Here is a 21,834-nt window from a genome sequence, read left to right on the forward strand (position 1 = left end):
CTCAAGAAATCAGTTTTTCCAGATCATCGAGGGATAGACGTTTGAGGGCCTCCAGGGATTTAGCCAATTCGTCCTGAACCGGCGATAAATCGACGCGTAACGCTTCGATGCGGGCGCAGAACGCGTGCAGGGTATCGGCTTCGAACAGCTCCTTGAGCGGCACTTTGTCACCCAGGCGTTCCTTGATCCGGGTCACCACCAACGTCGCCAGCAACGAATGCCCGCCCAATTGGAAGAAGTTGTCCGTCAGGCCGACGCGCTCGACTTCCAGCACCTCCTGCCAGACGGTCGCCACTTCCCATTGCAGGTCGGTGCGCGGCGCTTCGTAACGCTGCAGCGTCGGATTGCCGCCCAGCGCCATCAGGGCCTTGCGGTCGAGCTTGCCATTGGGGGTCAGCGGCAGCGCGTCGATCACGTGCAGATGGCTCGGCACCATATGCGCCGGCAAGCGGCTGGCCAACGCCGCGCGCAGGGTTTCCACCAACGATAAATTGCCCGGTTGGCTCGCTACGACGTAGGCATGCAGATGCTTGCCCGCCGCGCCCTCCTGCGCCAGCACCACGGCTTCGCGCACTTCGGGCTGCTCCAGCAATCGGGCTTCGATCTCGCTCAGCTCGATGCGGAAGCCACGGATTTTCACCTGATGGTCGGCACGACCGATGTACTCAATGTTGTCGTCAGGCCCCTGGCGCACCAGATCGCCAGTGCGATACAGCCGCTCACCGTTGGTCGCGAAGGGGTCCGGCACGAAGCGTTCGGCGGTCAGGCCGGGACGCAGCAGATAACCTCGGGTCACACCGGCACCGGCCAGGTACAACTCGGCCGCCAGCCCTGCCGGCAACACCTGCAACTGGCTGTCGAGCAGGTAGGCCACGGTGTTGTCCAGCGGCCGCCCGATGTTCGCCCGGCCGTTGGCAGTGCGCAGGGTGAAGGTCGAATAGGTGGTGTCTTCCGACGGCCCGTACAGGTCATAAACCTGCTTGACCGACGTGCTGGCGTACAGCGTATCGACCAGCGTCTGCTTGAGCGGCTCGCCGGCCAGATTGATGGTGGTGACCGACGGCGGAATCTGCCCGGCCCGTTGCAGCGCGGCAATCGCCGACGGCACGGTGTTAATCAGCGTCACGCGCTCACAGGCCGGCAACTCGGACAGCGCCAGAGCGTTGTCCGCCAGCACCATGCAACCGCCGCTGGCCAACGTGACGAAAATCTCCCACACCGACAGGTCGAAGCAGATCGAGGTCGAGGCCAGCACGCCACGCAGCTGCTCATCGCGGTAAACACCCTGCGACCACTGGATCAGCGCCGCGAGGTTAGCGTGGGTGATCGCCACGCCTTTGGGCTTGCCGGTGGAGCCGGAGGTGTAAATGACATACGCCAGATTCTGCGCAACGATCCGGCTGACTGGCGCCGTGGACGGATACCCGGCGAGCCATTCGGCGCCCTCTTCGACCAACAGCACTTGCGACGGCAACGCCTCGGGCAACATCGCCTGCAACGCGGCTTCGGTCAGCAGCACCGCTGCGCAACTGTCCTCGAGCATGTGCAGCAAGCGCTCTTGCGGATACTCCGGATCCAGCGGCACGTAGGCACCGCCAGCCTTGAGAATCGCCAGCAGCCCGACCAGCATGTCCGGGGTGCGGCGCATGCACACGCCAACCCGCACTTCCGGCCCGACGCCCAGCGTTTGCAGCTTGTGCGCCAGTCGATTGGCCCGGGCGTCGAGGGTTTGGTAATCGAGGGTCTGCTCGGCAAACAACACCGCCGTAGCCTGCGGTTGGCGCTGTACCTGCGCGTCAATCCGTTCGACCACGTTGCGCGAATCCAGCGCCGTGACTGCGGCCTTGCCCCAGTCGACCGCCGCTTGACGCGGTGCGCCGTCCAGCAGTTGCAACGCGCCCAGAGGCTGCGAAGCGTCCGCCATAATTTGCATCATCAGGCCTTCGAGCTGGGTGCTCAGGTCAGCGATGGTGGCGTGATCGAAACAGGCCTGATCGAAGCTCAAGCCCAGGGTCAACTCACGACCGGTGACCGCCACCAGTGTCAGCGGATAATTGGTCTGCTCCTGACGCTGGAGGGTGGAAAACTCCAGCCCGGTGACAGAGCCTTGGGCCAGCGCTTCGGCCATCGGGTAGTTCTCGAACACCAGAATACTGTCGAACAGCGCGCCCGCGCCCTGCCCCGCCCAGCGCTGGATATCGTAAAGCGGCGTGCTCTCATGTTCGCGCAGGGCCAGGTTGAGGCTCTGCACCTGCTGAATCCACTGCCCGACCGGGATCTCGGCGGACGGCGAAGCCACCACCGGCAAGGTATTGATGAACAGGCCGATCTGCTGCTCGACGCCGGGCAAGTCCGTCGGGCGACCGGCCACAGTCGCGCCGAAAGCCACGGTGTCCTGGCCGGTATAGCGCTGCAACAGCAGCAGCCACGCGGCTTGCATCAGGCTATTGAGGGTGACTTTCTGCTCGCGGGCGAAGCGGTTCAGGTCACTGGTCTGCTGTTCGCTGAACGCATGTTGGTAATCGGCATAACCGCTGGCCGGCGTCTGACTGACCGGCATGGCGCTGGCCAGGCGGGTCGGCTCCTGAAGGTCAACCAATGCCGACGTCCAGAACTCGCAACTGGCCTGAACATCGCGCTGGCCCAGCCACTCAATGTAATCGCGATAGCGTCCCGGGGTCGCCGCCGGCGTCATGCCGGCATAGCGTTGCAACACCTCGCCGAACAACTGCGAGGTGCTCCAGCCATCCATCAGGATGTGATGACTGGTGTAGATCAAGTGATGCTGCGCCTCACCGGTTTGCACCAGCAACACGCGCAACAGCGGGGCCTGGTCCAGTTCGAAACCGGCGGCCAGATCGTCCCGGGCCAGTTGATCGAGCGCTGCGTGAAGATCATCACGACCGCGCCAGTCCTGCACGGTCAGGGGCATCTGCACCGTCTGCCTTACAATCTGCACCGCCGCGTCGGCGTCCTCGGGCCAGACGAACGCCGTGCGCAGAATCTCATGGGCCTCCAGCGTCTGCTGCCAGGCCTGACGGAAACGCTCGGCGTCCAGGTGCCGCACATCGACCAGCAACTGATTGGTGTAGGCCGGGCCGTCCGGCTCGTTGAGGCTGTGGAACAGGATGCCCTGCTGCATCGGCGACAATGGATACAGATCGCTGATATCCCGCGCCGGTACCGGCAGCGCCGACAGTTGCGCTTGCGTCAGGCGCACCAGATTGAAGTCCGATGGCGTGACCCCGGCATGCTCACCGGCAGTGCAATGCTCGATCAGTCGTTCCAGTTCATGGCAATAAGCATCGGCCAGTGCCTGAATGGTTTTCGGGCGGTACATGCCCTGGCCGAACGTCCAGACCAGTTCCAGCTCACCGCCATAGACCTGGCCGTCGACACTCAGCCAGTTGCCCAAGGGCGCATCTTCATCCTGATGCTCGCCAGTGCTTTCGGCAGCCGGCACGAACAGTGCGCCGTCAGCGGCACTGAACGCGCCGTCGAACTGGCCCAGGTAGTTGAAGGTGATGCGCGGCGGCGGCAATTCACGCAGCGGTTCGCAGCCTGCGAGGTAGCGCAACACGCCGTAGCCGATGCCTTTACCCGGCACAGCTCGCAGTTGTTCCTTGATCGCGCACAGCGAAGTGCCTGGCTCTGCCTCTGGGGTCAGGCGCACCGGAAACAGACTGCTGAACCAACCGACGGTGCGACTCAAATCGAGGTCGTCGAACAGGTCTTCGCGACCATGGCCTTCGAGCTGGATCAGCACCGAATCCTGTTTACTCCAATCACACAGCACCCGCGCCAGGGCCGTCATCAGCAGGTCGTTGATCTGGGTGCGATAAGCGGCCGGTGCCACTTTGAGCAGTGCGTGGGTCAGTGTTTTGTTCAGGCGTGAGGTGGCGCGAGCGGCCTGACGGCGGGTCTGAACTGTCTCCGGGAAATCCCTCGGCAAGTCGCTGTTACCGCCCTCCAGCGTGCGCTGCCAATAATCGCGCTCGGCCTTCAAGATATCACTCTGCCCGTAACGGTGCAGGTGTTGCGCCCAGGCCTGAAGCGAACTGCTTTTGCTCGGCAGGGCAATCGCCTTGCCTGCCGCCAACGCGGTATAGGCCTGCTGCAAATCTTCCAGCAGCACCCGCCAGGACACGCCATCCACCACCAGGTGATGGATCACCAGCAGCAAACGTTGTGTAGCGTCAGGCAGGTTCACCAGTACCGCCCGCACCAGACGGCCCTGTTGCAGATCGAGACTGCGCTGGGCTTCGGTGGCCAGCGCCGGCAAATCGGCAAGGTCGTCCAGTGCCCGCACCCACAATAGATCAGTGTGACGTTGCGCCTGGAATGTCGCCTGCCAAGTCTCGCCCGACGCCTGGAAACTCAGGTTCAGCGCGTCGTGCTGCTCGATCAGGGTGGCCAATGCGTTGCTTAGATGGGTCGCATCGAGGGGGGATTGCGGCTGCAGCATCACCGACTGGTTCCAGTGATGACGCTGGGGAATGTCGGTCTGGAAGAACCGGGCCTGGATCGGCAACAACGGCAGCTCGCCGCTGATTTTTTGCGCGACGCTGGCCGCCGGTTTGCTCTCGATCAGCTTGGCGACTACCGCCAACTGGCCGATGGTCTGCTTCTCGAACAGTTGCTTGGGGCTCAGCTTGATGCCTTGGCGTTTGGCCCGGGCGATGATTTGCAGGCTGAGGATCGAATCGCCGCCCAGCTCGAAGAAGTTGTCGGTACTACCCACTTGCTCAAGTTTCAGGACATCGGCCCAGATGGCGGCAAGCTTCTGTTCGATCTCGCCCACCGGGGCAACAAATTGCTGCGTCACCAGCCCCGGCGCCGGCAAGGCACGCTTGTCCAGTTTGCCGTTGGCGGTCAGCGGCAAGCGCTCCAGAACAACAATCTGCGCCGGCACCATGTACTCCGGCAGGCAGGCCTGTAACTGCTGACGCAAGGCGTCGACGTTCAACGCCAGGTCAGGCGCGGCCACGCAGTACGCCACCAGCTGCAGGCGCGTTTCATCGCCATCCAGCAGCAAGGCCAACACTGCGGCCTCGCTCACGCCGCTCAGGCCCAGCAATACCCGGGCGACTTCCGCCGGCTCCACCCGATAGCCGCGCACTTTGACCTGGTCGTCGGCACGACCGATGAACTCCAGTGCTCCCTGACGATTGCGCCGCACCCGGTCACCGCTGCGGTACACCCGCGCGCCGACAGCGCCAAACGGATCCGGCAAGAAGCGTTCGGCGGTCAGCCCCGGCTGCCCCAGATAACCCAGCGCCACACTGTCGCCACCGATGTACAGCTCGCCCGCCACCTGATCGGCGACCGCATTGAGCACATCGTCCAGCACGTAGACATGCGCACCCGACAACGGACGGCCGACCGGCACGCTGCGAGCACCTGAGTCGAGATCCTTGAGCTCATGAGTCAGCACGCCGACCGTGGTTTCACTCGGGCCATAGTGGTTGATGAACCGGCAGCCCGGCTTGAGTCGCCGCACCTGTTCGAGCAATGCCGGCGAACAGGCCTCGCCGCCCACGATCAGTGCGTGTTGCGGCAATACATCGGCGGCCCGGGACGCTTGCATCAGCGCCGCCAAATGCCCCGGCACGATCTTCAACACGCCCACTTGGTGCCCGGCCATGTAATCGGCAAACCGGTCCGGGTCGAAGCCCAGCTCTTCGGGCAATACATGCAACAAGCGACCGGAGCACAAGGCGCCGAACAGCACGGTAAACCCCAGGTCCGCGGCAATGGTCGAGACCAGCGCCATGCTTGCCGCAGGCTCCAGCGCCAGGCGTTCCAATGCACCGCGCACGTAACTGGTCAGGGCGCCGTGGCTCACCAGCACGCCTTTGGGTTGGCCGGTGGAGCCGGAGGTGTGAATCACATAGGCCGCTGCATCCGCCGACACGGTCAGCGAAGGCTTCGTCGTCGGCTGGTCCTGCCAGCGTTCGGGCGCGAAGGCCAGCTCTTGGCAACCGGTGACCGCCAGGCTGCTTTCCCGCGCGTCGCCTGCGGCACACAGCAGGACTTTCGCCTGCGCGCCTTCGAGCATCTGCTGCAATCGCGCGGCCGGCGCCTTGACGTCCAGCGGCATGTACACCGCCCCGGCCTTGAAAATACCCAACACACAGGTCAGCCATTCCAGGGAGCGCTCCATCAGCACCGCCACTGGCTGCCCGTTTTGCACGCCTTGCGCACGCAGGTAGTGGGCCAGGCGATTGGCGTCCTGATCCAGCGCCTGGAAACTCAACGTCCGCTCAAGGCAGCGTGCGGCCAGCGCTTCAGGCTGCGCGGCCACCTGACGATCCCATTGCTGCAACACCGACTCCGCCGGCTGCCGTGGCGCCAGCACCGGTTGCACAGGTGTGGTTGCAAGACTGTGCAGCGGCGCCTGCGGGGCGCTCAGCAATGCGCGGAACAGGCCGAGCAGCGTCGGAATGAACGCCTCGATGGTCGAGTGCTGGTACAGGTCGCTGGCGTAAGTCATTTGCCCGTGGATCAGCGTGCCGTCATCGGTGATGTCCAGCGCCAGATCAAAGTGCGTGCCTTCTTTATCCAGTGGGTACTCGGTAACGCTCAGGCCCGGCAGGTTCATCGAACGCTGGGTCTGCATGCCGACGTTCTGGTTGAACTTGGCCTGGAACAAAGGGTTGTGCCCCAGGGTTCGCTCGGGCACCAGTTCATCCACCAGTTGCTCGAAGGGCAGCTCCTGATGGGCCTGGGCACCGAACGATGCTTCCCGAACCCGGGCCAGCAAATCGTCGAAGCTGCCGCGCTCATCGACCTGGCAACGCAACACCTGAGTGTTGACGAAGAAACCGATCAACCCTTCGACCTCGGAGCGCCCACGGTTGGCATTGGGCACGCCGACACGGATATCGCGCTGGCCGCCAAGACGCGACAGGAACAGCGAAAACCCGGCCAGCACCAGCATGAACAAACTGATGCCCTGAGCCCGGGCAAAGCCGTTCAACTGCCGGGACAGGTCCGCACCGAAATCAAAGCTCAGGGTCTGGCCTTCAAAGCTCTGGGTCAGCGGCCGAGGGAAATCCGCCGCCACGTCCAACAGCGGATGCTCTTCACCCAACTGCTGACGCCAGTAATCGAGTTGCCGCTCGCCCTCGCCGGCCTCCAGCCAGCGGCGCTGCCAGATCGCGTAGTCGGCGTACTGCAACGGCAACGCCGGCAATTGCGGTTCGCGCTCGAGGCTGAAGGCCTGATAGCACTGCACGAATTCCTTGACCATGACGTCCATCGACCAGCCATCGGAGACGATGTGGTGCATGCTCACGATCAGCACATGTTCATCGTCCGCCAGACAGAACAGACTGGCCCGCAGCAATGGCCCGTGGAGCAAGTCGAACGGTTGCGCGGCCGCTTCCTGAACCCGCCGCGCCAGCTCGGTTTCACGTTCTTGCACGGAGACGTTCGACAGATCGATGCGTTGCAGCGGCACGCTCTGCTGGTCGAGGATGATCTGGCTCGGCGGGTCGTTGTCGGTCTGGAACACCGTGCGCAGCACTTCATGGCGCGCCACCAGATGATCGAAGGAACACAGCAACGCTGCCTCGTTCAGTTGCCCATGCAAGCGCAGGCCGGCGGCCATGTTGTACGCGGCGCTCTGCGGATCGAGCTGCCAGAGAAACAGCAAGCGCTGCTGGGCAAACGAGAGCGGGATCGCCGCGCAGTCGTGACGACTGACCGGCAGCGGCAGCAGGCTGAAGTCCTTGCCCTCCTCGCGCAGTTTGGCGAGAAACAGTCGACGTTGCTCCAGCGGCAAACCGACGAACCTTTTAGCGATACGCTCCGCCATAGTGCCGCTCATACTTCTACCCCCTCCAAAGAACTCATGAACTGATCCATGTCGGACCAGTCGTTATCGCTTGCACCTTCTGCCAGCGCGGCCAGTTCCAGCGCCAGATCGCCCAGCAGCGGTGTCTCGAACAGACTGCGCAACGGCAGAACCACGCCCAACTGGCTTTTGATCCGCGCGATCACTTGCGCGGCCAGCAACGAATGCCCGCCCAACTCGAAGAAATGGTCATCCATACCGACCCGTGGCACCTGCAGTACCTCGATCCAGATCAGCGCGAGAGCCTGTTCGGTGTCGGTTTGCGGTGCGCGATAAGTGCTCTGCAATTGGCTCGGATCGGGGATCGGCAGGGCCTTGCGGTCGAGTTTGCCGCTGGGGGTCAGAGGCAGGCGCGGCAACAGCAGCAAGTGGCCGGGCACCATGTAGTCCGGCAGGTTCTTCTGCAGTGAGGCCCTGATTTGCTGACGCAAAATCGCTTGCTCCGCCGCACTGCCGAGCACGCTCGGATCGACGACCAGATACGCCACCAGTTGCGTCCCGCCAATCAGGGGCAAGGCCAGTACCACCGCCTCACGAATCCCCGGGCATTGCTGCAACCGCGATTCGATTTCCCCCAATTCAATGCGGAACCCGCGAATTTTCACTTGGTGATCGACGCGGCCGATGTACTCCACCGCGCCGTCGTCCCGCAGCCGGGCACGGTCGCCGGTGCGGTATAGGCGCTCGCCGACCGCGAACGGATCGGCGATAAACCGCTGAGCACTGAGCGTCGGTTGCTGGTGATAACCACGAGCCAGGCCCGGCCCGCCGATGTACAACTCGCCCACCGCTCCTTGCGGCAGCAGGTTCAAATCGTCGTCGAGCACGTACAACCGGCGTTGCTCCAGGCCATGACCGATCGGTATGCCGCGCCACGACACCGCTTCGGCGGTCAATGTGCTGCAATCGTGGATGGTCGAAACCACCGTCGCCTCGGTCGGGCCGTAGGTGTTGAGCAAACGCACATGGCCCAACCCGGCGCGTTGCCACAGGCGCAGCCCGTCCACCGCCATCGCCTCGCCGCCCACATGAATCTGGCGTAGCGCACCGAAGTGGGCAGGCGGGTTGGCCGCGTAATCCTGCACCACCGAATACCAGTAAGCGGCCGGCAAATCCGCCAGGGTAATGCCCTGTTCGACGATCACCTCGTGCAAGGTCGTACTGTCCCAAAGGCGTGTATCGCGCAGGACGACACAGGCGCCATGGCACAGCGGCGGGAAGAATTGCTCGACGAAACCGTCAAAACTGCTGGTGGCGAATTGCAGGACGCGATCGCCTTCACGCAAATCGCTGTAGTCGATTGCCCGTGCGATGAATTCGCTCAGCGCGCCGTGGCTGACCGCCACGCCCTTCGGCCGGCCGGTGGAACCGGAGGTGTAAATCACGTACGCGAGGTTCTGCGGATCCACCGTCACTTGCAGGTTGTCTTGATTCGCAGCGTCGCTGTCCGGCAGTCGGTCCAGACACAGGCAATCGATGCCATCGAGCGCCGGCAGACTGGTCAGCAGAGAGCTCTCGGTCAGCAACAGCTTCAGCCCGCTGTCATCCAGCACATGGCGCAAGCGTTCGGCCGGCGTGTGCGGGTCCAGCGGCACATAGGCGCCACCGGCCTTGAGCACGGCCAGCAACGCCACGGCCAGTTCCAGCGAGCGCCCCAACGCCACACCGACCAGCACATCGGGGCCGACACCTTGGGCGCGCAACTGATGGGCCAGACGATTGCTGCGAGCATTCAGTTCGGCATAGCTGAGTGAGAGCGACTGATCGCCCGCCAGAATCACGGCGGTGGTGTCCGGAGTGCGCGTCGCCTGGGCCTCGAACAGCTGCGGCATACCGGGCAGCGACGCCGGGATGGCGACGGCTTGAATCAAGCGCTCGCGCTCATCCGTGCCGAGCATCGCCACCTCGCCCAACGGTTGTTGCGGATCACGGCAGACCGACGCCAGCACGTTGTGCCAATGCTCAGCCAAGGCGGCGATGGTCTGTGCGTCGAACAGGTCGGTGGCGTAGGTGAACGCTGCGAACAGTTGCTCGCCCTCCTCCCGGGTGTCGAGCATCAGGTCGCTGGTGGCTGCATGCTGACGCCCGCTGCCGGACAGTTGCTGCTCACTCAGATAGCCGACCTGCAAACCGCAGTCGAGCCGCACGTCCTGCAGATCGGTCACCAGTGGCTGGTGGTTGAACATCACCTGAAATAATGGATTGTGGCTTTGACTCCGGGCCGGTTGCAGGGCTTCGATCAACGCATCGAACGGCAGCTCCTGATGGGCCTGGGCGCCAAGCGCCGCTTGACGCAGGCTCTGCAACAGGTCGCTGAAACGGGTTTGAGGGGTGACCTCGCTGCGCAGGATCTGGGTATTGACGAAGAAGCCGATCAGGTCTTCGGTTTCACTGCGGGTACGGTTGGCGATCAAGCCACCGACGCGGATGTCGGTCTGGCCGCTGTAGCGATGCAGCAAGGTCTTGAAGGCGGCCAGCAGCACCACGAACAGTGTCACGCCCTGGCGCTGGGCGAGGGTTTTCAGCTCCTGGCGCAGGGCACCGTCGATGACTTTTTCCAGGCGCGCGCCCTGGTGGCTGGACTGGGCCGGATAGGCACGGTCGGTGGGCAATTCGAGAATCGGGTGCTCTTCGCCCAACTGCATGCGCCAGTAATCGAGCTGACGCTCGCGCTCCCCGGCTTCCAGCCAGCTGCGTTGCCACAGGGCATAGTCGCGGTAGTGCACGGCCAATTCCGGCAAGGTCGGTTGCCGCCCCGCCACCAAACCATCGTAGGTGCGCATGAACTCGTCGATCAGAATATTCATCGACCAGCCATCGGCAATGATGTGGTGCAGCGTCAGCAGCAGCACGTGTTCCTGTTCGGCCAGGCGCAACAGGCGAAGGCTCAGCAGCGGTCCCTGTTGCAAGTCGAACGCCTGAGTGGCTTCAGCCATCATGTGCTGTTGCGCCTGCGGCCAGCGCCGTTCTTCAGGCAAGGCACTCAGGTCGTTGATCGCCAGTGTCAGGTCACGGGGTTCGGCCACCTGCTGGAACGCACGCTCGCCCTCCTGGCCGAAGGTGGTTCGCAGGCACTCATGACGCGCCACCAACAGGCTGAACGCGCGCTCAAGCGCCTCGGTTTGCAGCGCGCCGTTCAGGCGCACCGCCATCGGCAGGTTATAGGCCGCGCTCTGCGGATCCAGCTGCCAGAGAAACCACATCCGCTGCTGCGCATAGGACAGGCCGTCACGCTCGTCGACCCCGACACAGGAGGTCATGGGAAGCTGCGCAAAATCGATGCCTTCGCGGGCCATGCCGGCCAAAAACAAGCGGCGCTTGTCCTGCGGCAGTTCGATAAAGCGGCGGGCGAGTTTCTGTGCGTCTGCGGCATTCATGCATTGGGTCCTTGCTGATCGGCGGCGTGACCAGGAGGCCCGGTCGTATCAACAAGAACGAATGGCTGATGCGATGATTTAGCGGCACTGACAAACGCGGCCAGTCAGTTGAGGTGCAGAACCTGTGGGAGCGGGCTTGCTCGCGAAAGCGGTGTACCCGGCAACATTAATGTTGACTGACACGCCCTCTTCGCGAGCAAGCCCGCTCCCACAGGTTCCGCACCAGGCATTAGACCGAGCAGTGGACAGCGCAACAAAAATGCCACAGCCGGTGCAAGACCGGCTTCGGCGACAGGCGCGTCAGGGACTGATCAGATCAGCGCACATCCTGGGAATGCCCTTCGGCCATCGCGACGATCACCTTGCGCTTGCCTTCGAAAGGCGCGCGGGCGTGGGCCGAGAGCATGTTGTCGAGCATCAGCACATCGCCCTCCTGCCAGGGAAAGCTGATGGCGCAGTCATCGAGCACGGCGCGAATTTCATTGAGCACTTCATCTTCGATGGGCGAGCCATCGCCGTAGTAGACGTTACGCGGCAGGTCTTCCTCGTCGACGATGTCCAGCAGGGTTTCACGCACCTCCGGCTGAAGGTTGGAAATGTGGAACAGGTGAGCCTGATTGAACCAGACCATGTCGCCGGTCACCGGATGACGCGCCACCGCCTGACAGGTCTGGCGGGTGCGCAATTCTCCGTCGTCCTTCCACTCACAAATGATGCCGTGGGCCTTGCAGTAGGCCTCGGCCACCTCGCGGTCTTCGGTGTTGAACACTTGCTCCCAGGCCACGTCCAGCCCATTCCCGAAATTGCGCACATACATCAGCCCCTTGCTGACGAAGCGCTCGCGGATCGCGACAGGCATGCGGCGATAGACTTCCCGGCTGTCGGCAATCGGCGTTTCACCGCCCGAGGTGGCGGCGATCATGCTGTAGAACCAGATTTTCATCGGCCAGTCCCGGGAGTAGGCCTGCTCGTTGTGCAACGGAATGCTCTGATGCGCCGGGTATTCGGTGGAGGTATAGACCCCTTGGGTGACATTGGTGCGCGGCGTTGAGCCGAACTCGTAATTGAGCAGCGGATGGCCGAAGCCGGCGGCGAACTGGCGGAACTGCTCGGCGCCCTCCAGTTGGAACCCGCGAAACAGAATGCCGCCGTCACGCAGCAAATGCTCATCCACCAGCTCATTCAATTCATCGAACACCGCCAACAGGCTGGTATTCGGCTCGGTCGCCTCCACCAACAGCGGCAAACGACCTCGAGCCGGCAGCAACGGCCGAACGGCAAAACCCACAGCAACACCCATGACGGGCCTCCTGTTAACACTCAATAAAGTGAACCGCGCGCGTTAATAAACCGGAGCAGCCAGCTGCGCATGACGTCGATGATGGACTTCCAGATGATTCTTGATAATCCGGATCACCTTGGCTTCATGCTCATGAATGAAGAAATGCCCGCCGGTCATCATGTCCACCGAGAAACTGCCCAGGGTTTCCTGGCTCCAGCCGATCAATTGCTCGGTGGTGGCCTTGTCTTCCTTGCCGCCGAGCACGTGCACCGGGCATTTGAGCAGCGGGCGTTGCATCGGACGGAAGCGCCCGCAGAGCATGAAATCGGCGCGCAGGATCGGCAGTGTCAGGCTCATCAACTCCTGATTGGCCAACACGTCCTCGCTGGTGCCCTGGAAGGTGCGCAGTTGCTCGATCAACTGCTCGTCACTCTGGGGCTCGGCGAAGCCACGGTCATAGTCGCTGCGCATGGTCGGGGCGGCCGTGCCGGAAGCAAACAACGCCACCGGCTCTGCAGCACCGAGGGCACGAAAGGCGTGGGCCATTTCGCAGGCCAGCAACGCCCCCAGACTGTGACCGAACAGGGCGTAAGGACCGTGCAAGGACGGCTTGTGCTCCCTGGCCAATTGCAGGGCCAGGGCGCGCATGTCGGTCTGCAAGGGTTCGTCATAACGGGCGCCCCGCCCCGGCAGCTCCACGGGCTGCAAGTGCAGCCACGGTGGCAACTGGCGCCGCCAGCGGCTATAGACCATGGCGCTGGCGCCCGAATAGGGCAGGCACAGCAGTGTCAGCTTTGTCACCGCACTTACCTCGATTGGTTATATGTTTAGGAGAACGGATGAACCGCCATGAGAATTAGTCTGTGGGATGGATGAGGTTTACCTGTGGGATCAGCAGTCAGTTATCACTTGAGTTGCCGATAGCTCTGCACCGCCGAACCCATCACCACGGCACCGGCAGCAATCGACACCCAGAACCCGCTGCGCGCACCGAACGCATCCACCAGCCAGCCCGAACTGGCCGCGCCAATCGCCACGCCAATGCTCAAGCCGGTGACCAGCCAGGTCAGGCCTTCAGTGAGTTTGGCCGGTGGCACGATGCGCTCCACCAGCGCCATGGCCACAATCAGGGTCGGGGCAAAGAACAGCCCGGCGACGAACACCGCCAGCGACAGCCCAACAATATTGGCCGCCAGCAACAACGGCAACGTGGTCACCGCCGTCGCCACCCCGCCGTAGAGGAACAGTTGAGGCAGTGGCAGTTTCGAGCGCAACGCGCCGAACGCCAACCCGGCCAGGCATGAGCCGATGGCATACACCGACAGCACAATACTCGCCGCCGCCGGTTGCCCCTGCTGCTCGGCGAACGCGACGCTGACCACATCCACCACACCAACGATGGTGCCCAAGGCGACCATCAACAGTATCAGCAACTGGATCTCGCTCGAGCGGATGATCGAGCCCTGATGGTGTTCTTCATAAGGATGCACCGGCGGTTCGGTACCGCGCTGCAACACAAACGCCGTGACCCCGATCGCCAGCATCAACAACGCCACCAACGGCCCAGCTTCGGGGAATGCCACCACGCACAACCCCACCGACAACGGCGGCCCGACAATAAAACACACCTCGTCCAGCACCGACTCCAGCGCATAAGCGGTTTGCAACTCAGGGCGGCCGCGATACAACTCGGTCCAGCGCGCCCGCACCATCGCCGACATGCTCGGCATGCAACCGGCCAGCGCGGCAAACACAAACAACGTCCAGTGCGGCGCCTGCAGCCGGGTACAGAGCAACAGCAACAACAGCGCCCCGCCACCGACCAGCGCCGACACCGGCAAGATCCGACTTTGACCAAAACGGTCCACCCACCGCGAAACCTGCGGCGCACAAATCGCCGTGGCCAAGGCAAAGGTCGCCGCGATGGAGCCGGCCAATCCGTAACCGCCCTGGAGCTGCGAAAGCATGGTGATCAGGCCAATGCCGGTCATGGAAATCGGCATGCGCGCGATCATGCCGGCCAGCACAAAGGCGCGTGCGCCTGGGGCGTGGAACAGCTCGCGGTAGGGGTTTGCCATGGGATCAGGCCTCAACAAGGGCCTGCAACTTGCCACAAACGTCTGCCCCGGGGAAAGCAGCGAATTGTTGGTTGAATGTGAACGGCGGTTTGCCGGCAAATGAACTCTCTGCGGCTCAAATCGGTCAGCTAGTTAGACCCTCAGATCCTGGAGCTCTGTGGCAATGACTGATCATTCCGAACGACAAAGCGCCATCGACGCCCACGGCATCATTGGCGACATGCGCAGCGCGGCGTTGGTCAACGACAAGGGCAGCGTGGACTTTTTCTGCTGGCCGGAATTCGACAGTCCGTCGATCTTCTGCTCGCTGCTGGACAGCCCCGAAGCCGGCATCTTCCAATTGGCCCCGGACCTGCCCGACGCCCGTCGCGAGCAGATTTACCTGCCCGACACCAACGTCCTGCAAACCCGCTGGCTCAGCGATTATGCCGTGGTCGAAGTCACCGACCTGCTGCCCATCGGCGACAGCGAAGACGATTTGCCGATGCTGATGCGCCGGGTGCGAGTGGTCAGCGGACAAGTGACGATCCGCATGCGCTGCGCTGTTCATCATGACTATGCCCGGGCTCCCACCAAGGCCCGCGCACGTGACCGGAGTGTATGTTTCGAGGCCACCGGCCAGCCAGCCATGCAGCTGTGTTCGGATCAGCCCTTACGCGTCGAGGGCCATGCAGCCGTCGCCGAATTCATCCTTGAACAAGACCAGAGCGCCGAGTTCTTGCTCGGCGGCGTTGATGATGCGCGCTTCAAGGAAGGCGCCGCCGCACTGTGCCTGGAGCGCACCCTGAAGTTCTGGCGCGACTGGATCGGCCAGTCCAATTATCGCGGTCGCTGGCGGGAAATGGTCAATCGCTCGGCCTTGACCCTGAAGCTGCTGACCTCACGCAAGCACGGCGCCATCCTCGCCGCCGCCACCTTCGGCCTGCCGGAAACGCCCGGCGGCGAACGCAACTGGGACTATCGCTACACCTGGATCCGCGACGCCTCGTTCACCGTCTATGCCTTCATGCGCCTGGGCTTCGTCGAGGAGGCCAACGCCTACATGCGCTGGCTGCGCGGCAGGGTCAGCGATTGCCGCGGCAAGCCGATGAAACTCAACATCCTCTACGCCATCGATGGCCGTCAGGAACTGCCGGAAGTCGAACTTCCACACTTGGCCGGTCATGGCGGCGCAACACCGGTACGCATCGGTAATCAGGCCTACGATCAAATCCAGCTCGACATCTTCGGCGAGCTGTTGGACGCGGTGTACCTGGTCAACAAACACGGTGAAGCGATTTCCCATGAAGGCTGGAAACACACCGTGGAAGTGGTCGATCAGGTCTGCGAAACCTGGCAGCAAAAAGACGTCGGCATCTGGGAAATGCGCGGCGAGCAATATCATTTCCTGCACTCACGACTGATGTGCTGGGTGGCCGTGGACCGCGCCATCCGGCTGGCCTCCAAACGCTCGCTGCCCGCCCCGTTCGCCCGCTGGGACCAGACCCGCCAAGCGATCTACACCGACATCTGGAGCAACTTCTGGAACGAAGAACGCGGACATTTCGTCCAGCACATCGGCGGCACCGGCCTCGACGGCTCGATGCTATTGATGCCGCTGGTGCGCTTCGTCAGCGCCAAGGATCCGCGCTGGATCTCGACCCTCGAAGCCATCGAGAAAACCCTGGTGCGCGCGGGCATGGTCTACCGCTACCGCAACGACGACAGCCAGATCGACGGCCTGCCCGGCACCGAAGGCGCCTTCGCCGCGTGCTCGTTCTGGTACGTCGAATGCCTGGCCCGGGCCGGCCAAGTGGAAAAGGCGCACCTGGAGTTCGAGCAATTGCTGAAGTACGCCAACCCGCTGGGGCTGTACGCCGAAGAGTTCGACAGCCATGCCCGGCATCTGGGCAACACACCGCAAGCACTGACGCACCTGGCGCTGATCAGTGCGGCGAGTTTTCTGAACAGGAAGTTGAGCGGGGAGAAAAACTTTTGGCAGCCTTGAGACCGAGGCGCCGGCATCGCGGGCAAGCCTCGCTCCCACAGGTTCAGCGTGAATCCGTAGGAGCGAGGCTTGCCCGCGAAAGGGCCATCAGCCCCACACAAGGCTTACTGTCGTCAAAACCTGTCGGAAATGCCTGCTTTCACTGCATTTTTTGTAGGAGAAAGGCTTACAGGCAGTAAACAAAAACACATTCTACATACCCCTGTGGCGAGGGAGCTTGCTCCCGTTGGGGCGCGCAGCGGCCCTGAAATCCACAACCAAATTCCTCCAGAAGCACCGCATTTGCTGGCTTTACGGCTGCTGCGCAACCGGACAGGGGCAAGCCCCCTCGCCACAGAACCAGGTAGGCCGAACCTACAATCACTAAACAAAACCAGCCCAATCAACACGCGGTAACTCATTCCTACATCCAGAAATACCTTGTTGCCAGCGCTTACATCCATCCCTACCATCCACGTCAACGGGCACAGCGGAGCTGTCCAACAAAACCCGAATTCAAGGAACCAGAATGACCCAGCGTATCCATCGCAGCATCGACACCCCACTCCGGTCAGGCCTGAACCGGGATGAACTGTGGGAGGGCCACGACAAAGGCCTGATCAAATGCTGGGAAATCGGTCGCCAACGCGCCGCCCGCTTCCCCGACCTCGCCCGACAATGCCTCACCGGTGAACTTCCGGTGCTAGGCTGGAAAGGTGGCGTCAGCCGCAGTCTGAAAAAACTCGAAAAATACGGATCCCTCAAATACCTCGCCCAATGGCAGGGGTTGCGCGGGGAAGATCTGGATATCGATTTGAACGCAGAACGGGCGTTGACCTGTTCCAGGACCAAAATGATGGTGACGTTTACGCCGGATCGGTCGAAGTATTTCAATCAGGTGGCGGACGTGGAGGCCTGAGGTAAAGGCCCCGAGTCGATTTGAGTCAGCCCTCTCAAACAGCGGCTTACCAGCCCTTACGAACACCGAGTACTGGCAGGCGTCGTGCATAACATGGCCGAAGAAGCGCCTGAGGCGACGCTGAAGACAATACTGGATCTGCTGGAGAGCTGACGGAAAACCGCTCGCGATAGGCTTGCGGTGTCACGCCCATGGCCCGCAGAAAACTGCGGCGCAAAGTTTCTTCACTGCCAAACCCGCACTGCACCGCGACCCGTTTGATCGGCACACCGGTGTCGCTGAGTAGCCGTCGCGCAGTCTCGACCCGAATCAGCTCAATGGCCCGCGCCGGGGTTTGGCCGGTGTCGGCGCGGTAGTGACGGACGAAGCTGCGCTCGCTCATGCCGGCCTGCAAGGCCAAGGTCGGGATGCCGAGGTCTTTAGTTAGATTTTCGCTGATCCAGGCATGAAGATCGTCGAAACGATTGCCTTCCTTTTGCAAAGACAGGGTCACGCTGAACTGCGACTGGCCACCCGGACGCTTGAGAAACACCACCAGTTGCCGGGCGACGTCCAGGGCCATGGTTCGGCCGAGGTCTTCTTCGACCATCGCCAGGGCCAGGTCGATGCCCGCAGTGACCCCAGCCGAAGTCCAGACCGGGCCGTCGTTGATGAAGATCGGGTTGGGTTCGACCTGTAGTTTGGGATGCTGCTGCGCCAACTGCTCGCAACGGGTCCAGTGCGTCACCACCCGCCGCCCGTCGAGCCAACCGCTGGCCGCCAGCAAAAACGCCCCGGTGCACACCGATGACACCCGCCGACACCCCGTCGCGTGCTCACGTACCCAGGCCACCAGCGACTCGTCTTTCGCCGCCGCGTAAACGCCCCAGCCGCCGGCAATGATCAAGGTGTCACTGCCCTGATCCGGCAGCGGCTCCGCCAACAGCGCCAGCCCCGCCGACGACATCACCGCCCCGCCACCGCTGGCAATCACCGACGGCGCATAGGGCGGCGGCAAACCTTGCTGGTGAGCAATGTCGTTGGCCGACGCAAACACCTGCAACGGCCCGGTGACGTCGAGCACTTGCACATTGGCAAAGGCCAGCACATGAATGGTTTTCGGGTTGTTCAACATGTTTGGCGTAATTCGTGGGGTTATTGGCGTATGCGCCAGATCCTACGAGCCTACAGTGAAGCCGTCCACCCCAACCAGGAGAAAAAACGCCATGACGTTGCAGATCGGTTTTCTGTTGTTTCCACAGCTTCAACAACTGGACCTGACCGGCCCTTATGACGTGCTGGCCTCGCTGCCGGACGTGAAAGTGCATCTGATCTGGAAGGACCTGGTCCCGATCACCGCGAGTACCGGACTGGTGTTGAAACCGACCACAACCTTCGACGATTGCCCGCCGCTGGATGTGATCTGCATTCCCGGCGGCAGCGGCGTCGGGCCGTTGATGGAGGATGACGAAACCCTGGCCTTCATCAAGGCTCAGGCGGCTAACGCGAAGTATGTCACTTCGGTTTGCACCGGCGCGCTGGTGCTTGGCGCGGCGGGGTTGCTCAAGGGCAAGCGCGCTACCACTCACTGGGCGTATCACCCATTGCTCGAGGTGTTGGGAGCGATCCCGGTGAACGATCGGGTGGTGCGCGACGGCAATCTGCTGACCGGTGGCGGGATCACCGCGGGGATCGATTTTGCCCTGACCCTGGCGGCCGAATTGTTCGATAAGGACACGGCGCAACTGGTGCAGTTGCAGCTGGAATACGCCCCGGCGCCGCCGTTTGCTTCGGGCAGTCCCGAGACAGCGCCGGTCAGCGTGCTGGAGGAAGCCCGCAAACGCGCTGCCGCGTCGTTGAAATTGCGCTCGGAAATCACCGAACGTGCAGCGGCGAAACTCGATCGCCAGTGAAAAAAAAGGCTGCGGGAGCTATCGATCCCGCAGCCAGTCACTCAGGCCGGAAAATCCGTTGCCAGCGAAATGGCTTTCCACTGGTTCAAGTCCTGCTGCACCCGGGTAATTTTCTGCTGTGCCAGGTCAACCGCAATCTGGCCCATGAACAAGTGCAGCGGCGGCTCACTGACGTTGACCGCCTGGATGATTGCCAAGGCAATCTTGTCCGGGTCGCCGGCTTGCTGACCATCAAGAGTGTTCTGATGCAGGTCCAGTGACGCTTGCGCAGCGGTGTAATCATCAATTCTGCGCTCGGCAACGGCCAGCGACGCGCTGGACAGAAACCCCGTACGCACCGGCCCCGGATAAACCACGGTGGCTTTGATTCCCAACTCCTGAACTTCTGCCGCCAGCGCTTCGGTCACGCCACCGAGGGCGAACTTGCTCGCCACGTAACTGCCCCAACCGGCATAACCGCCATCGAAGCCGACAATCGACGAAATATTGATCACGTGCCCGCTGCGCTGCGCCCGCAACTGCGGCAAGGCGTGACGCAATACACAAATAGGTGACCGTTCAGAACGGACTGGCCGTCGGCCGCACGATCAATTCGCTGACATCCACATCGGCCGGCTGATCGATGGCGTAGGCAATGGCCCGAGCGATAGCCTCGGCAGGTATGGCGATCTTGCGGAATTCACGCATTTCGGCGCGGCCGCCGGCATCGGAAATGCTTTCGGCCAGTTCGGATTCGGTCACGCCAGGAGAAATCACCGTGACCCGCACATCGCCACCGACCTCCTGGCGCAAACCTTCGGAAATCGCTCGCACGGCGAATTTGGTGGCGCAATAAACGGCAGCGGTCGGGCTGACGGTGTAGGCACCGATGGAGGCAATGTTGATGAACTGGCCGCAGCGCTGACGCTGCATCAATGGCAACCCGGCAGCGATGCCGTGAAGGACGCCACGGATGTTGACGTCGATCATTCGGTCCCATTCCTCAATCTTCAGCGCCTCGAGTTTCGACAGGGGCATGACCCCGGCGTTGTTGACGATTACATCGACCCGGCCAAAGCGTTCGACGGCGAAATCGATGAAGGCCTGCACGTCATCGCGGCGGGTGACGTCCACCGCTCTGAACGCTGCGCTCTGGCCGGCCTCATTGAGTTCTGCGACCAGTGTTTCCAGGCGATCGACGCGTCGAGCACCCAGCACCACATGAGCACCCTGACTGGCCAGAAGACGTGCGCTGGCCTCGCCGATCCCGCTGCTGGCGCCGGTAATGACAACCACTTTGCCTTGAATGTTGGACATGACTTTTTCCTTATCTGGAGGCTGGAATATCCCCGAGGGGACGTTGCGACAGGTCCAGAGTAGGGACGCTTCGATGGGTTTCGTTAGCCGGTTTCTCCTGGGTTCTTGCACGATCCTGTACCAGCGAAACCGACGCTGGCCGACAAGAACACAATCGGTTTTACTAGCCCGATTCAACCATCGGCCAGGGAGATGTTCAGCATGACGACTTCCATTTCCGCGAATGCCCTACCCCAGGACGGCATCGACGTTCGGCGCGCCGAACTGGTGAGCCTGATGAAGCGCTTTGCCCCGGGGTACGGCGTTCACGCCACACCGATCAAGAACTTGCACCTGATCCGCAGCGACCATCCCACCGAAGACCTGCACACAGTGCACAAACCGGGACTGTGTGTGATTGTCGAAGGACGCAAAGAAGTACGCCTGGCCGCTGAAAGCTATGTTTACGACCCGCTCAATTACCTGGTGGTGTCGGTCACCCTGCCCTTGGCCGGCAAAGTGATCGAGGCCAGCCCGGATCGGCCTTATCTGTGTTTGCGTCTGGACATTGACCCGGCGCAGATCTGCCGTTTGATCGCCGACGTCAGCCCAATCGGGGTACCCGGGGTGAAAACCACTGGACGTGGTCTGTTTCTGGACCGGATCGACGCACCCTTGCTTGATGCCGTGTTGCGGCTACTGAGGTTGCTGGAAACACCGGACGACATCGCGACCCTGGCACCACTGGCGCAACAGGAAATCTTCTATCGGTTATTGCGCGGCGAGCAGGGCCAGCGCTTGCATGAAATCGCTATCCCCGACACCCAAACCCATCGCGTCAGCCGTGCTATCGAATGGCTGAACAACCATTACGCCGAACCCCTGAGCATCGAAAACCTGGCGCAGATGATCAATCTCAGCACCTCGGCGCTGCATCACCGCTTCAAATCGGTGACAGCCATGAGCCCGTTGCAGTACCAGAAGCAATTGCGCTTGCAGGAAGCCCGACGGCTGCTGTTGTTGGAGAACAGCGATGTTTCGTCAATCGGCTACAAAATGGGCTACGAAAGCCCTTCGCAATTCAGCCGTGAATACAGCCGTCTGTTCGGTGCTTCGCCGAGCAAGGACATCGCCCGGCTGCGCGCTCAGGCGATTTAGCAGTTTTGTGTACACCAGAATCAGCCAAA

General features: G+C 62.2%; 11 protein-coding genes and 2 pseudogenes. 5 read left to right on the top strand and 8 right to left on the bottom strand.

Features of this window, described 5'->3' with window-relative positions; translation table 11 throughout:
- Nucleotide 1: 1 nt before the first annotated feature.
- The 5 genes from F6R97_RS07050 to F6R97_RS07075 all read right to left on the bottom strand — a co-directional run bounded on the left by F6R97_RS07050 (nucleotide 2) and on the right by F6R97_RS07075 (nucleotide 14,595).
- On the bottom strand, nucleotides 2–7,831 hold the full coding sequence (locus F6R97_RS07050) for a non-ribosomal peptide synthetase (protein ID WP_315866297.1): 7,830 nt from the start codon (nucleotides 7,829–7,831) through the stop codon (nucleotides 2–4).
- Complete coding sequence (locus F6R97_RS07055) at nucleotides 7,828–11,235, bottom strand: amino acid adenylation domain-containing protein (protein WP_315866298.1); 3,408 nt, start codon at nucleotides 11,233–11,235, stop codon at nucleotides 7,828–7,830. Before F6R97_RS07055 ends, F6R97_RS07050 begins: the two co-directional genes overlap by 4 nt.
- 316 nt (nucleotides 11,236–11,551) lie before the next feature.
- Nucleotides 11,552–12,535, bottom strand: coding sequence for a TauD/TfdA family dioxygenase (locus tag F6R97_RS07065; RefSeq protein ID WP_048396729.1), 984 nt, complete (start codon nucleotides 12,533–12,535; stop codon nucleotides 11,552–11,554).
- Nucleotides 12,536–12,577: 42 nt separating this feature from the next.
- Nucleotides 12,578–13,318: a thioesterase II family protein gene (locus F6R97_RS07070; protein WP_038982315.1), complete on the bottom strand. Its 741-nt coding sequence runs from the start codon at nucleotides 13,316–13,318 to the stop codon at nucleotides 12,578–12,580.
- 104 nt (nucleotides 13,319–13,422) lie between these two features.
- A complete protein-coding gene (locus F6R97_RS07075; RefSeq protein ID WP_038982314.1) occupies nucleotides 13,423–14,595 on the bottom strand; it encodes an MFS transporter in 1,173 nt (390 codons plus the stop codon).
- 163 nt (nucleotides 14,596–14,758) lie between these two features.
- Between F6R97_RS07075 and F6R97_RS07080 the strand changes: the two genes are divergently transcribed.
- From F6R97_RS07080 to F6R97_RS07090, 3 genes and pseudogenes are all read left to right on the top strand, one after another.
- On the top strand, nucleotides 14,759–16,582 hold the full coding sequence (locus tag F6R97_RS07080) for a glycoside hydrolase family 15 protein (RefSeq protein ID WP_315866299.1): 1,824 nt from the start codon (nucleotides 14,759–14,761) through the stop codon (nucleotides 16,580–16,582).
- A 508-nt stretch (nucleotides 16,583–17,090) separates the two neighbouring features.
- A complete protein-coding gene (locus F6R97_RS07085; RefSeq protein ID WP_038982312.1) occupies nucleotides 17,091–17,480 on the top strand; it encodes a hypothetical protein in 390 nt (129 codons plus the stop codon).
- A gap of 48 nt (nucleotides 17,481–17,528) precedes the next feature.
- A pseudogene (locus F6R97_RS07090) lies at nucleotides 17,529–17,633 on the top strand (alpha/beta hydrolase); the annotation flags it as partial.
- Here the strand turns inward: F6R97_RS07090 and F6R97_RS07095 are convergent.
- A pseudogene (locus F6R97_RS07095) lies at nucleotides 17,608–18,594 on the bottom strand (GlxA family transcriptional regulator); the annotation flags it as partial. The pseudogenes F6R97_RS07090 and F6R97_RS07095 overlap by 26 nt on opposite strands.
- Before the next feature lie 91 nt (nucleotides 18,595–18,685).
- Between F6R97_RS07095 and inhA the strand changes: the two are divergent.
- Nucleotides 18,686–19,372 carry an isonitrile hydratase gene (gene inhA, locus F6R97_RS07100; RefSeq protein ID WP_038982311.1) on the top strand — a complete coding sequence of 229 codons (687 nt, stop codon included), beginning with the start codon at nucleotides 18,686–18,688 and terminating at the stop codon, nucleotides 19,370–19,372.
- Between the two features lie 41 nt (nucleotides 19,373–19,413).
- Here the strand turns inward: inhA and F6R97_RS07105 are convergent, their stop codons facing one another.
- Nucleotides 19,414–19,920, bottom strand: a complete 507-nt coding sequence (locus F6R97_RS07105; RefSeq protein ID WP_267885943.1) for an SDR family NAD(P)-dependent oxidoreductase — start codon at nucleotides 19,918–19,920, stop codon at nucleotides 19,414–19,416.
- A 10-nt stretch (nucleotides 19,921–19,930) separates the two neighbouring features.
- On the bottom strand, nucleotides 19,931–20,668 hold the full coding sequence (locus F6R97_RS07110; RefSeq protein ID WP_038982310.1) for an SDR family oxidoreductase: 738 nt from the start codon (nucleotides 20,666–20,668) through the stop codon (nucleotides 19,931–19,933).
- A gap of 201 nt (nucleotides 20,669–20,869) precedes the next feature.
- Here F6R97_RS07110 and F6R97_RS07115 point away from each other — a divergent pair, with 201 nt between their 5' ends.
- Nucleotides 20,870–21,805 (top strand): AraC family transcriptional regulator, encoded by a 936-nt coding sequence (locus tag F6R97_RS07115; RefSeq protein ID WP_038983655.1) that lies wholly within the window; start codon nucleotides 20,870–20,872, stop codon nucleotides 21,803–21,805.
- Nucleotides 21,806–21,834: the final 29 nt, after the last annotated feature.

The organism is Pseudomonas sp. JV414, assembly GCF_032424305.1.
Lineage (GTDB): Bacteria > Pseudomonadota > Gammaproteobacteria > Pseudomonadales > Pseudomonadaceae > Aquipseudomonas > Aquipseudomonas lini.